Origin of the sequence: Flavobacterium sp. PS2 (assembly GCF_046250155.1) — a bacterium.
Classification (GTDB): Bacteria; Bacteroidota; Bacteroidia; order Flavobacteriales; family Flavobacteriaceae; genus Flavobacterium.
In genome coordinates this window covers 2,382,111-2,395,416 of sequence record NZ_CP176426.1, presented here as the reverse complement: position 1 = coordinate 2,395,416, position 13,306 = coordinate 2,382,111, and the positions used below count along the sequence as shown (strand labels likewise).

General features: G+C 29.3%; 11 protein-coding genes and 1 tRNA gene. 7 read left to right on the top strand and 5 right to left on the bottom strand.

From position 1 onward, the window contains the following. Nucleotides 1-960: 960 nt before the first annotated feature. Entirely contained in the window at nt 961-3,084 is a 2,124-nt protein-coding gene (locus ACJ6WR_RS10350; protein WP_409417746.1) for a glutamine--tRNA ligase/YqeY domain fusion protein, read from the bottom strand. A gap of 110 nt (nt 3,085-3,194) precedes the next feature. On the opposite strand from ACJ6WR_RS10350, the gene ACJ6WR_RS10345 reads away from it, so the two are divergent. The 4 genes from ACJ6WR_RS10345 to ACJ6WR_RS10330 all read left to right on the top strand — a co-directional run bounded on the left by ACJ6WR_RS10345 (nt 3,195) and on the right by ACJ6WR_RS10330 (nt 4,236). Next, nucleotides 3,195-3,413, top strand: a complete 219-nt coding sequence (locus ACJ6WR_RS10345; protein ID WP_039113291.1) for a hypothetical protein — start codon at nt 3,195-3,197, stop codon at nt 3,411-3,413. Beyond that, nucleotides 3,414-3,710: a hypothetical protein gene (locus ACJ6WR_RS10340; RefSeq protein WP_409417745.1), complete on the top strand. Its 297-nt coding sequence runs from the start codon at nt 3,414-3,416 to the stop codon at nt 3,708-3,710. A 2-nt stretch (nt 3,711-3,712) separates the two neighbouring features. Further along, the gene (folB, locus tag ACJ6WR_RS10335; protein WP_409417744.1) at nt 3,713-4,075 is read left to right on the top strand and encodes a dihydroneopterin aldolase; all 363 of its coding nucleotides are present in this window, start codon (nt 3,713-3,715) and stop codon (nt 4,073-4,075) included. 90 nt (nt 4,076-4,165) lie between these two features. Beyond that, nucleotides 4,166-4,236: transfer RNA gene (locus ACJ6WR_RS10330), tRNA-Cys, on the top strand. Nucleotides 4,237-4,530: 294 nt separating this feature from the next. Here ACJ6WR_RS10330 and ACJ6WR_RS10325 read toward each other — a convergent pair. From ACJ6WR_RS10325 to rnr, 3 genes are read right to left on the bottom strand one after another with little or no spacing between them, the layout of a single operon-like run. Continuing rightward, on the bottom strand, nt 4,531-5,208 hold the full coding sequence (locus tag ACJ6WR_RS10325) for a LysE family translocator (RefSeq protein WP_039113295.1): 678 nt from the start codon (nt 5,206-5,208) through the stop codon (nt 4,531-4,533). A 17-nt stretch (nt 5,209-5,225) separates the two neighbouring features. Then, nucleotides 5,226-5,897, bottom strand: coding sequence for a head GIN domain-containing protein (locus ACJ6WR_RS10320; RefSeq protein WP_039113297.1), 672 nt, complete (start codon nt 5,895-5,897; stop codon nt 5,226-5,228). Between the two features lie 25 nt (nt 5,898-5,922). Continuing rightward, on the bottom strand, nt 5,923-8,103 hold the full coding sequence (gene rnr / locus ACJ6WR_RS10315) for a ribonuclease R (RefSeq protein ID WP_039113298.1): 2,181 nt from the start codon (nt 8,101-8,103) through the stop codon (nt 5,923-5,925). A 224-nt stretch (nt 8,104-8,327) separates the two neighbouring features. On the opposite strand from rnr, the gene ACJ6WR_RS10310 reads away from it, so the two are divergent. Next, a complete protein-coding gene (locus ACJ6WR_RS10310) occupies nt 8,328-8,561 on the top strand; it encodes a putative signal transducing protein (protein ID WP_039113299.1) in 234 nt (77 codons plus the stop codon). Between the two features lie 767 nt (nt 8,562-9,328). After that, on the top strand, nt 9,329-9,760 hold the full coding sequence (gene rpiB / locus ACJ6WR_RS10305) for a ribose 5-phosphate isomerase B (RefSeq protein ID WP_039113300.1): 432 nt from the start codon (nt 9,329-9,331) through the stop codon (nt 9,758-9,760). A gap of 991 nt (nt 9,761-10,751) precedes the next feature. On the opposite strand, the gene ACJ6WR_RS10300 is transcribed toward rpiB, so the two are convergent. Further along, a complete protein-coding gene (locus ACJ6WR_RS10300) occupies nt 10,752-11,063 on the bottom strand; it encodes a DUF1294 domain-containing protein (protein WP_409417743.1) in 312 nt (103 codons plus the stop codon). Nucleotides 11,064-11,179: 116 nt separating this feature from the next. Between ACJ6WR_RS10300 and ACJ6WR_RS10295 the strand changes: the two genes are divergently transcribed. Next, nucleotides 11,180-13,303, top strand: coding sequence for a Tex family protein (locus ACJ6WR_RS10295; RefSeq protein ID WP_039118621.1), 2,124 nt, complete (start codon nt 11,180-11,182; stop codon nt 13,301-13,303). The last annotated feature ends 3 nt before the right edge of the window (nt 13,304-13,306 follow it).

The following is a 13,306-nucleotide window of genomic DNA, read 5'->3' as shown; positions in this document are numbered from 1 at the left end:
TCTTAAAATCAATATATGAAAGCTGTTTTTAATCTATAAAAACTATTAAAATCTATAAATCTATAATAAATATTAATAATAGTTAAAAACTTAAATAATATTCTTTAATATAATTAAAACTGATATATTGTTTTCATACTAATTATGCAATGAAATTTTCTAGTTAGTAGAATTGTATTTTTAGAGGGATCGAAATAATCTTAGAAAACCAATTTTTTTTAAATTCAAAAAGTAAAATACTTACTCCGTAAAAAATTGAATTATAAATCGACTGAAATGTATGAAAATTGGAAAGGATATGTACTTATAAACATTTCTATGTTAACAACGAGAAAATCATCTTAAAATCGGGTCTAAAATTAAAATAAAGAGCGCTATTGAATTATTTTTACAAAACCAATAATAGAGTTATCTTAATCTTAAAAACGTCTTAAAATTAATATATGAAAGCTGATTTTAATCTATAAAAACTATATAAAATTTCAAAACAATAACTAATACAAATAATAAATAAAACAACATATAATAAACAATTACATAAATAAAATTGATAATTAATTTTCATCCTATTTTTAAAGTTGGGAGAATTATTTTTTGATTTGTCAAAATGATTTCAAAACATGAAATTGTAAAATCAAAATTGTAAAACAGTAGCTAAGTGAAAAATTGAATTGAATATCGTGCAAAATGAATCAGAATTGCAAAGATCCTATACTTATAAACATTTGGATGTTAACAACAACAAAATCATCTTAAAATTAAGTCTAAAACTAAAATAAAGAACGCTAATTAATTATTTTTATAAAAACGATAATTATATTGACTGATTATTAAAAACGTCTTAAAATCAATTTATGGAGGTCGATTTTAATCTGAGAAAACTATTAAATTTTACTTTTTAATAGAAATTATAAATAATAAAAAAAGCGCTTATTAAAAGCGCTTTTCGATAGATTATATTTATTTATAAATTTCACTAATCTGAGATATAATTAAAATTTCATTTTCCGAAGCATTTTTAGGAACATTTGCTTCTAATTTTAAAAAATCACTGTAAAAACTATTCTTAATATCAAGATCATTTAAATCTCTTGAATTTAAAAGAGCTTCATAACGCACATGTGTAGATTCACTTCTTAGCGACATTGTAAATAATTTTTTGATATCTTCTTTATCAAAATCATAATATTTTAAATGTGAAAATTTCAAAATGAATTGAGCAAATAACAAAGAACTCTTATTATTATTAATATTCTTCTTTAATGAATTTTGTAATAAAGAAAAACTAGAAATGTTCTTGATACTCTCAGCAATTGTTTTTTCAATTACTAAACGTTCATCAGCAGTTTCAACTTTAAAATATTTATTGATATCTTTTAAAGAATTATTAATGCTATTTTCTTCTTTTTTACCTTTTTCTTCCCAAGCATCTTTAAGTCCAACAGTCTTGTTAAACACTAATTTTGAAGGAGTTGAATCTTTATCAACAGTAAAATAACCTAAACGTTGAAACTGAAATTTATCTTCATTTTGAGCTGTAGCCAAACTTGGTTCAACAAATCCAGTAACAATTTCTAATGAATTTGGATTTACAAAATCTAAGAAATTTTTCTCTTTATGACTATCTGGAGCTTCATCTATAAACAAACGATCATATAAACGAACTTCAGCTTCTACTGCATGAGCAATCGAAACCCAATGTAACGTTCCAGATACTTTGCGTTGGCTTGCTTCACTTCCACTTCCACTTAAAGAATCAGTATCATACGTAACATGAATTTCGGTAATATTACCTTCAGCATCTTTTATAACGTTTTCTCCCTTAATGATATAAGCATTTTTAAGACGTACTTCTTTTCCTAATGTTAAACGGAAAAATTTAGCTGGAGCATCTTCCAGAAAGTCTTCTCTTTCTATATATAATTCTCTTGAAAATGGTACTTTTCTGAATCCAGCAGTATCATCTTCCTGGTTATTTTCTGCGTCAAGCAACTCTTCTTTTCCTTCAGGATAATTAGTAATTACCAATTTTACCGGATCTAAAACAGCCATTACACGAGGTGCAATTTTGTTTAAATCTTCACGAATACAAAACTCTAAAACGGATACACTTATTAAATTATCACGTTTTGCAATACCTGTAGAATTAGCAAAATTACGTAATGAAGCAGCAGTATATCCTCTTCTTCTTAATCCAGAAATAGTTGACATTCTTGGGTCGTCCCAACCATTAACATGGTGTTCTTTAACTAGTTGTTGTAATTTTCTTTTACTTACAACGGTATGCGAAAGATTACGTCTTGCAAATTCTCTTTGCTTAGGACGTAGTTTATCTTCATCTATAATTTGATCTAAAAACCAATCGTATAATTCACGATGAGGCAAAAATTCTAATGTACAAAATGAGTGTGAAATACCTTCTAGATAATCACTTTGTCCATGTGCCCAATCGTACATTGGATAAATTTTCCAGGCATCTCCTGTTCTATGATGATCTTTATGTAAAATTCTGTACATAATAGGATCACGCATCAACATATTAGTAGATTTCATGTCTATTTTTGCACGCAAAATATGAGTTCCAGCCTCAAATTCTCCATTTCTCATTCTTTCGAATAAGTCTAGATTCTCTTCTACAGAACGATTTCTATATGGGCTATCTGTACCTGTTGTAGAAGGAGTTCCTTTTTGAATAGCCATATCTTCAGAAGATTGACTATCAACATAAGCTTTATCTTTTTTAATTAATAAAACTGCCCAATCATATAATTGTTGAAAATAATCGGATGCATAACGCTCTTCTGACCAAGTATAACCTAACCATTCAACATCTTTTTTTATTGCATCAACAAATTCTTGTTCTTCTTTTTCAGGATTAGTATCATCAAAACGTAAATTCACAGGAGATTGATAATCAAGTCCTAATCCAAAATTTAAAGCAATAGAACTTGCATGACCAATATGTAAATAACCATTTGGTTCTGGTGGAAAACGAAAATGAAGTTTATTTTTTGATAGACCTGATTTTAAATCTTCTTCTATGATTTGTTCAATAAAATTGAGTGATTTTTCTTCTGATGCCATTATTTTATAGTAATTTTAGCAAAGATAAAAAAATAGATGATAGATAGAGAATTAGGGTTAAGAGACTTTGAATTAAATTTATCGCTATTTTTGCATAAATAATCAAAGTTATGAGACAATTAACTGTTACAATACCAGACGATTTTTACGAAACTTTTATTAGTTTTTTCAAACATATTCCAGATGTTTCTATAGACGAAAACACTCCGAATGAAATTCCGTTATGGCAGCAGGAAATGGTTTTAGAACGTATGAAAAATGCCAAACCAGAAGATTATATAAGTTGGGAAGAATCTAAAAAAAAGCTCAACGCTAAATGGAATAAATAAATGTATGAAATAATTATTCTATTACGTGCTGACTTAGAAGTAGATGAAATTGCTGAATATTATGAATCTTTAACTAATGGACTGGGAAAAAAATTCTTTAATGAATATCAAGATTACGTAGAAACTTTAAAGACCTTTCCTTTTTTTGAAGAAAAATATAATATTGTTCGTACTTTACCTTTAAAGAAATTCCCTTATACAATTCATTTTACAATTGATGAAAACGAGAAATTAGTTTCCGTACTGGCTGTAACATCCAATTACCAAAATCCAAATATTACAAGAATAAAATTATAAAAATGGGAATTATTAAACTAAAAAATATTCGTACTTTTTCTTACCACGGATGTTTAATTGAAGAAGGAAAAATTGGATCTGACTATGAAGTGAATTTAGAAATTCATGCCAATTTAAGAAAATCTGCCGAGTCTGATCATCTTGCCGATACTGTTGATTACGTACATTTAAACAAAATTGTGGAAGAAGAAATGGCAATTAGATCTAAATTATTAGAACATGTTGCCAAAAGAATCATTACAAGAGTGCTAGATGAGATTCCGATGATCACAAAAACAATAGTAGAGGTTTCTAAAATTAATCCTCCTATTGGTGGTGATGTTGAGTCGGTTACAATTATAATGAAAGAAAATAGAAAGAAGTAAAATTATTTCTTTTAATAATTTTTAAAAATAGTTGGCTTTAAGTTTTTAAAATTTAAAGATTATGGTTACTTTTGCCATCCGTTCAACAATGGCGTCGTGGCCGAGCGGCTAGGCTGGGCTCTGCAAAAGCTCCTACTCCGGTTCGAATCCGGACGATGCCTCAAAAACCTTCAAATTTCTTTGAAGGTTTTTTTTATGCTTAATTTTTAGAAAAAATTAGATAAAGATATAGTTCGAATCCAGACGATACCTCAAAGAAATACAGAAATGTGTCTCTTTTTTTTGTGCTTAATTTTTACTGCTTTATGTCAGACTTAATGGAGTTGAAGTCTTATATGAGAGTGTAATTATCTTTGTCAAAGTTTTGAGCTTTGACAAAGAGTTTCAAAGCTTTTAAACATAAAAAAACCTCTCATAATGAGAGGTTTAAAACTATACTTTGTAGTTATTAACAATTACTTTTCTATCTTCTCAAAAGCATGTTTAACCATTTCTTTTTCTTTTGGAAACCATCCTTGAATAATTAAAACAAAACCAAAAATCATTAGAACAACACTTATTCCTTTTTTAATTTTAAGAATATTAGATGGTGTCATCTTAGACTTTAATTGCTTTGCTAAAACAATTTTAATACAATCTATAACTAGATAAGTTACTACTACTGTAACAAAAAATGTCATCATTCTAGAAGTTTGCATTTCTAATTTTGGACCGATTGAAATAATGATCGCAACCCAAAAACCAAGAACTCCAATGTTAATAACGTTTAGGAAAAACCCTTTTACGAAAAGACTTCCGTAGTTTCTTTTGATAATATCACGGTCTATTTCTTCGTCATTTATTTTCTCTTCTTTCTTGAGTTGTACAAACGAAATAATACCATAAGCTAACATGATTATACCACCAAAAATAAAAAGAGCTGGTTTATCTTGTAAACTTTTAATTAATCTATAACTTCCTAAATAAGCTATAGCTATAAAGAAAATATCTCCTAGAATTACACCTAAATCAAAAACCAATGCAGCTCTAAAACCTTTGGTAATACTTGTTTCAAGTAATATAAAAAATACTGGGCCTACCATAAAGCTTAAAAATACTCCCCATGGAATCCCTGCTAAAATATCATTTATCATTAAAATACAATTTCGATTTATTCTTCTTTCTCTTCAATCTTACCGCCCAGAACAGTTTTTTGGTTAATTTGTTTTGGTTTACCATAGATGTAAATATAGCCTCCAGCGTTAACTTTTGCATCAACTAAGGTAGTAGCATAGATTTCAGCATTTCCTCCCGCAGAAACGTTTATTGTCGTTTGTGAGGTATGTAATGTTCTTGCTCTAAGAATTCCTCCTGAACCTAAATTAGCAACTTGTGTTTTAGCATCTCCAGATACTTTTATAATTCCTCCAGAAACAGCTCTTACTTTGGCATTATCAACATCTAAAATTACATTGATTTCTCCTCCTTCTTTAGAGTTTAAATCAATTGTTGTTTGCTTGAAAGTTTCTTTACTAGAAACAATACTTCCTTCGCTTACATCAATGCTTTCGATACGTTTGTAATAAAGCTGGATAGAAACATCATCTCCTGACATTAATTTAGGAAAAGGCATTCTTAGTTTTAGTTCTCCGTTTTTATTAACAACTTCTACTTCACTTTCTCTTTTTCCTTTTATAACTATCTTGTTTTCTGAACTTTCAATTAATGTAATACTCAATTTATCGAATACTTTCACTTTATCAAAATCCCCTAAACTTTTGGTTACCTGACCAAATGACATTTGTACAAATAAAATTGCAACTCCAATCAAAATCTTTTTCATGTTTTCCCTTTTAAATTTTTACTGTTTATTCTGCTCTTCTTAAAAAATGAAAATCTAATTGTTTTTTAACTAAATCGGCATTTTTAACTTTAACGTAAATCTCATCGCCTAATTGTAATATCTTATCTGAAGTAGCTCCAACAAGCGCATACTGTTTTTCATCAAATGTATAATAGTCATCTTTTATCTCTCTGATTCTTACCATACCTTCGCATTTATTAGAAACAATTTCAACATAAATTCCCCATTCTGTAACTCCAGAAATAACACCAAGGAATTCTTCGTCTCTATGATCTTGCATGTATTTAACCTGCATGTATTTAATACTATCACGCTCAGCATTTGTAGCTAAACCTTCCATGTTTGAACAATGTAAACACTTGGTTTCGTATGTTTCTTCATCTACAGATTTTCCTCCATCTAGATAATATTGCAATAATCGATGCACCATAACATCTGGATAACGACGTATTGGTGAGGTAAAATGGCTATAATAATCAAAAGCTAAACCATAATGACCAATATTATCTGTCGAATATTTGGCTTTACTCATACTTCTAATAGCAAGAGTATCAATTAAGTTTTGCTCTTTTTTACCATTAACTTCTTCCATTAAAGCATTTAATGATTTAGATATATCTCCTTTATTTCGGAAATCTATCTTGTAACCAAACTTAGCAATAACCGATTGCATGGCTATTAATTTATCTTCATTTGGTTCATCGTGAATTCTATAAACAAATGTTTTCTTTTGTTTACCAATGTATTCGGCAACTTTTCTGTTTGCCAAAAGCATGAATTCTTCGATTAAATGATTGGCATCTTTTGAAACTTTAAAATAAACTCCTTCTGGTTCTCCTTCGGCATTCAAATCAAATTTAACTTCGACTTTATCAAAAGAAATAGCTCCATTGGCCATTCTTTTCTTTCTTAAAATCTTAGCTAATTCATCAAGTTTTAAAGTTGCATTTACAATTTCATCTGAAACAACATAAGAACTTCCTGTAATAGAAGTTTCTTCTGGAATTGTATTATCTTTTGTTTCAATAATATATTGTGCTTCTTCATAAGCAAATCGCTGATCTGAATATATTACTGTTCTACCAAACCATTGGTTAATAACTTGTGCATTCTCTGATACTTCAAAAACTGCAGAGAAAGTATATTTCTCTTCGTTAGGGCGTAATGAACATGCAAAGTTAGATAACACTTCTGGTAGCATTGGTACTACTCTATCTACTAAATATACTGATGTTGCACGTTGATAAGCTTCATCATCCAGTATAGTTCCTTCCTCCAGATAATACGAAACATCGGCAATATGAATACCTATCTCATAATTACCGTTTTCTAATTTCTTGAAAGATAAGGCATCATCAAAATCTTTTGCATCTTTTGGATCTATCGTAAAGGTAAGCGTATCTCGCATATCACGACGCTTAGCAATTTCACTTTCTTGTATAGATGTATCTATCTTTTGTGCATAAACCTCTACTTCTACTGGGAAATCTGATGGTAAACCGTATTCAGCCAGAATAGCATGAATCTCAGTATCGTGTTCTCCAGGTTTACCTAAAACTTTAACTACTGATCCAAACGGACTATCAGCTCTTTTTGGCCAATCTTCTATCGTAACTAAAACAACATCACCATTTTGTGCCTCACCTATTTTATCTTTTGGAATAAAAATATCAGTGTACATTTTAGGATTTGCAGTAGAGACAAAAGCGAAGTTGTTCTGAATGTCAATAACTCCAACAAAGTCAGTTTTATTTCTTTCAATTACTTCAATTACTTCTCCTTCAGGACGTTTCCCTTTTCTTCTATTATAAACGTAAACTTTTACTTTATCTTTATCTAGTGCACGATTTAAATTATTTGTGGGGATAAAAACATCTTCAGTAAAATCAGGACAAATAAAATATGCTGTTTTACGACTTGTCATATCAATCGTACCTTCGTAATAATCCTGACTAATTGCTTTGATTAAATATTTACCTGGTTCTGATTCTACAATCTTATTTTGAGAAGCCAGAATCTTTAAATCTTTTATAATTTGGTTACGACTTTTAGTATCGTCTAGTTCGAGCTTCGCTCCTATTTGTTTGTAATTAAATGGTTTATTAGCATGTTGCGATAAAATTTTTATAATCTTACTTGAGAAATCTTTCTCATTCTTTATCGGTTTTCTAATTTTCTTACTCATATATCTTTTCTTATAAGGTTTAAAATTACAAAGAAGATATCAGATAATACTTTTTAGGGTACATTTTATTAAAAATATAACTTTCAAAGGGAGATATTTATTGATTTTCAAAGGTCATTTGTAATTGCTTTGCCAATTCGCTATCGCTAGGGTTGAATACTTAAATTACTGTTAGCTACAAATTTTTAGTAATGCTCATTTCGTATCTTTACGAAAAGACCTTTATGGAAAGCTTTAAAACTATTGCTACATTCAATTATCTGCACGAAACAGTCGTTCTAAAACACTTATTAGAACAAGAAGACATTCCATACTATCTGGAGAACGAAATGACCTTATCGGTGGCTCCATTCTATTCGGCTGCTTTGGGCGGAATCAAACTCAACGTTCATCCAGAGGATTTCGAAAGAGTTCAGGAAATTCTAGACAATCTCAATAATCCACTTTCAATCGTGTAACTTCAACTTTTCAATTTTTTTTTCTTTTCAATTTTTTCAAAGTTGTCAACATATATTATATATATAAAAAAGAAAAATTTAAATTTAATTAATTTTTGGTTGTTATTATAGTGTGTTAATATGTCATATAAATTTATTTTTAAAAGCATTGAAATGAAGTTTCTCTTAGTTATCTAGAGTTATCAACATACTTATATTTCGTTAAAGGATTAATTTCTAATACTTTTTAGATTTTAATTAACATTGGTTAACAACCTAAAATGAATTCATTTTGTAGATAACTTCATATGCTGATATTTGTTGAAAATGTACTTTTTGATATTGATAACTTTTCTAAAAATTCACCAAACTTTATTAGGTTATTAAGTTCCAGTTTTGGATTAGGTTTTTTTATGACACAACCAAAAAAAACTTCTAATTTTCTTTCTGTAGTTATTAACAAAAGATGTTAATTTAAAGTTAACTGAATATCAACGAATTAGCTTTTGCTATTAACAATATAAAAATTTAACAAAAAAGATGTTTATTTTTCATTGATTACTAGATACTTATAGCGTTGTTAATAATGTTAATAAGTGTTAAGTTTTTGATATGAAGTGAGTTATATATTAAGCTTTTTCTAATACAAATTTCATCAATAAGTACGAATTACTAAAACTATGTTTTTAAAAGTTATTAAGTAAAAAATTAGGGAAAATTAGGGAAATTCGTGGCAACCATTTATTTATTAGTTAAATTTGCACTACACAACTTAATATAACTTAATAATGAAAATTTCAATAGGAAACGATCACGCAGGACCAGAATATAAAAAAGCAATTGTTGCTATGCTTAAAGCAAAAGGACATGAGGTAACTAACTATGGTACAGATTCTGAGGATTCTGTAGATTATCCAGATTTTGGTCATCCTGTTGCTACAGATATATCTGAAGGTAAGGCAGATTTTGGAATTGTTATTTGCGGAAGCGGAAACGGAATTGCAATGACTGTTAATAAACACCCGAAAGTAAGAGCTGGTTTATGTTGGACTAAGGAGATTGCTTATTTAACTCGTTTACACAACGATGCTAATATTATTAGTATTCCAGCGCGTTTTACATCGATTCCACAAGCAGTAGAAATAGTTGAAACGTTTTTAAATACTGAATTTGAAGGTGGAAGACACCAAAATAGAGTAAATAAGATTGCTTGTCAGTAAAAAGTTCAAAAAACGGGTGCTTCGCACCAATAAAATAGTAAACCGGGCGGATTTTAAATTCACCCGGTTTTTTCGTTTAAAAAAAATGGTTTTAATTGATTGATAAATAAGTGTTTGTGGAGTTGTTAACAACGTAAAAAATATACTATTTATTAATGGATTCAAAATGTAAAACAGCGTTTTTTTAGATTGTGATTATCAAGGACAGTTTAACTATTTTAATATAAAATATGATTTAGTTGTTTGATAAAAAGATACTTATAGAGTTATTAACAACATAAAAACAATACTATTTATTAATGGATTCTATATGTAAAACACCCCTTATTAGATTGCGATGATCAAGAACGGTTCTAGGATGTTGTTATAAAAGAAGATTTACTGGTTCTATATCTTTATAATAACATTGTTAATAAAGGAATTTACCTGAATTATTATCGATAAATTTTTAAAAATGTTATATTTAATTTATTGATAAATAGTATATTATGGAGTTATCAACAACCTAAAAACCACACTATTAATTAATGGAATCTATGTGTAAAACAATGTTTTTCAGATTGTGATTATCAAGGACAGTTCTACTATGATGTTATAAAAGAAGATTTACTGATTTTATATTTAAGTAATAACATTGTTAATAATGAATATTGCAGATGTAGTATTGGTAAATTCTTAAAAATGTTAGATTTAATTATTTGAGAAATAGCTATTTGTGGAGTTGTTAACAATGAAAAAACAACACTTTTTATTACTAGATTTGATTAAAATAACACAATTTTTTGATTGCAATTATAAAGTCAGCATTACTATTTAAAGAAAATAAGATAGAGTATTTAATGACGGAAGGAAGTTTGCTCGTTTTATGTTTGAAGAATAGCATTACTAATAAGAATCTAACAAAAAAACTCGAAGTAAATTTTTTAAAATGTTAGTTTTAATTATTTGATAAATAGCTATTTATAGAGTTGTTAACAACGTAAGAACAAAACTATATATTGGTACTTACCATAAACCAAGCAAGAGTTTCGGCATCACAGTAATAAAAAAAGAAAAGGAATGCGATCACTACCTGAAGGAGGATAATACCTGCATATTTTATCATAAACGATGGTTTACTCGTTTTATGTCTAAACAATAGCATTGCCAATAACAAACCAACACAACCTCCAATAGCAGTTATTGAAAACAGCATATTTTCGGAAATTCTGCGTTTATGTTTAACAGCCAAATATTTATCATATCCAGCTAAGATAAAGGCAATACTATTTACGATAAAAAAATACACTAATAAAACTTTCATTGGCTTAAAATTAAAAACAAAGATATTATTTTAGCAGAATTATTTATCAATTTACTATTTCATTTTAATAAGTAAATTATCTCAATTTACAATTAAGAAATTATTTCATTAAAAGTATGACTAATATTCAATTCATTGCTAAGTCTGTTCAAACAGCAGCGATTAACATTCAAAACACAGTTAAATTATTAGAGGAAGATTGTACGATTCCGTTTATTTCAAGATATCGAAAAGATACTACAGGGAATCTTGACGAAGTTGTAATTGAGCAAATTGCAAAACTGCAAAAAGAATACGAAGTTATTGTAAAACGTAAAGAAGCGGTTTTAAAATCGATAGAAGAACAAAAATTGCTTACCCCAGAATTAAAACAAAAAATAGAACAAAGTTTTGATTTACAAGAGATAGAGGATTTCTACCTTCCTTTTAAAAAGAAGAAAAAGACTAAGGCCGATGTGGCTCGTGAAAATGGTCTTGAACCGTTGGCAAAAATCATTATGTCGCAAGGTAATGATGATGTTGATTTTATCTCGACACAATATATTAATGACAATGTTATTAATGAGGAAGCAGCTTTACAAGGAGCTCGTGATATTATTGCTGAATGGATTAACGAAAATATATATGTTCGTAAACAATTACGTAGATTGTACCAACGTAAATCTACAATTGCAACCAAGGTTGTAAAGACGAAGAAAGATGATGAAAATGCGCAAAAGTTCAATCAGTATTTCGATTGGTCAGAACCATTGACAAAAGCACCATCACACCGATTATTAGCAATGCTTCGTGCTGAAAACGAAGGATTTGTAAAAATGAAAGTCGAAGTTGATATTGACGAAGCTTATGATGTTATTGATGAACTGGTTATAAAAGGACAAAATAACACAACACCACATATACAGTTAGCGATTGAGGATAGTTATAAACGGTTGTTGAATCCTGCTATAGGAAATGAGACTTTGCAAGAAGCCAAAGCCAAAGCTGATGCTAATTCTATTCAGGTTTTTGCTAATAACTTAGGACAGTTATTGCTTGCGCCGCCACTTGGGGAAAAACGAATTTTAGCTATTGATCCAGGATTTAGAAGTGGTTGTAAAGTGGTTTGTCTGGACGAAAAAGGAGATTTGTTATACAATGAAACTATTTATCCGCACGCACCACAACATGAAGATGCTATGGCGATGAAAAAAATTCGCTCGATGGTAAACTCTTATAAAATAGATGCAATTTCTATTGGTAATGGAACAGCTTCACGTGAAACAGAGTTCTTTATCAAAAAAATTGCGTTTGACAAACCAGTTCAGGTATTTATAGTTTCTGAGGCTGGAGCATCAGTATATTCAGCTTCTAAAATTGCTCGTGAAGAGTTTCCTGATTATGATGTTACGGTTCGTGGATCAGTTTCTATAGGGCGACGACTTTCGGATCCATTGGCAGAATTGGTAAAAATTGATCCAAAAGCAATTGGGGTAGGACAATATCAACATGATGTTGATCAATCAAAATTAAAGGAAGAACTAGACAACACCGTAATTCGTTGTGTGAACTCGGTGGGAATAAACATAAACACGGCGAGTAAACACTTATTAAGTTATGTGAGTGGAATAGGAGAGAAGCTTGCCGAGAATATTGTACAATATCGTTCGGAAAATGGTCCTTTTGAAGATCGTAAACAATTAAAAAAAGTACCTCGTTTAGGAGATAAAGCATATCAACAAGGAGCTGCTTTTATTAGAATCACCAATGCTAAAAATCCATTAGATAATTCGGCAGTACATCCTGAAGCATACGGTATTGTTGAAAAGATGGCTAAAGATTTAAAACTAACAGTTAATGATCTTATTGCTAATAAAGAAAGAACAGCTTTAATTAAACCGGAAAATTATATTACGCCAGAAATAGGTTTATTAACATTAAAGGATATCATTAAAGAATTAGAAAAACCAGGCTTGGATCCTAGAAAATCGGCTAAGGTTTTTGAATTTGATCCGAATGTAAAAACGATAAAAGACGTAAAAACTGGAATGATATTACCTGGAATTGTTAATAACATCACCAACTTTGGTTGTTTTGTTGACATTGGTGTTAAAGAAAGCGGATTGGTTCACATTTCTCAACTTAAAGCTGGTTTTGTAAGTGATGTAAACGAAGTAGTAAAACTACATCAACATGTAGATGTAAAAGTGACTGAGGTTGATGAGGATAGAAAGCGTATTCAGTTAACAATGATATTATAAAAC

Bases quoted from the DNA above. Each gene is read 5' to 3' on its own strand.
- ACJ6WR_RS10350 (WP_409417746.1), bottom strand. From the start codon at position 3,084: ATGGCATCAGAAGAAAAATCACTCAATTTTATTGAACAAATCATAGAA.
- ACJ6WR_RS10345 (WP_039113291.1), top strand. From the start codon at position 3,195: ATGAGACAATTAACTGTTACAATACCAGACGATTTTTACGAAACTTTT.
- ACJ6WR_RS10340 (WP_409417745.1), top strand. From the start codon at position 3,414: ATGTATGAAATAATTATTCTATTACGTGCTGACTTAGAAGTAGATGAA.
- folB (WP_409417744.1), top strand. From the start codon at position 3,713: ATGGGAATTATTAAACTAAAAAATATTCGTACTTTTTCTTACCACGGA.
- ACJ6WR_RS10325 (WP_039113295.1), bottom strand. From the start codon at position 5,208: ATGATAAATGATATTTTAGCAGGGATTCCATGGGGAGTATTTTTAAGC.
- ACJ6WR_RS10320 (WP_039113297.1), bottom strand. From the start codon at position 5,897: ATGAAAAAGATTTTGATTGGAGTTGCAATTTTATTTGTACAAATGTCA.
- rnr (WP_039113298.1), bottom strand. From the start codon at position 8,103: ATGAGTAAGAAAATTAGAAAACCGATAAAGAATGAGAAAGATTTCTCA.
- ACJ6WR_RS10310 (WP_039113299.1), top strand. From the start codon at position 8,328: ATGGAAAGCTTTAAAACTATTGCTACATTCAATTATCTGCACGAAACA.
- rpiB (WP_039113300.1), top strand. From the start codon at position 9,329: ATGAAAATTTCAATAGGAAACGATCACGCAGGACCAGAATATAAAAAA.
- ACJ6WR_RS10300 (WP_409417743.1), bottom strand. From the start codon at position 11,063: ATGAAAGTTTTATTAGTGTATTTTTTTATCGTAAATAGTATTGCCTTT.
- ACJ6WR_RS10295 (WP_039118621.1), top strand. From the start codon at position 11,180: ATGACTAATATTCAATTCATTGCTAAGTCTGTTCAAACAGCAGCGATT.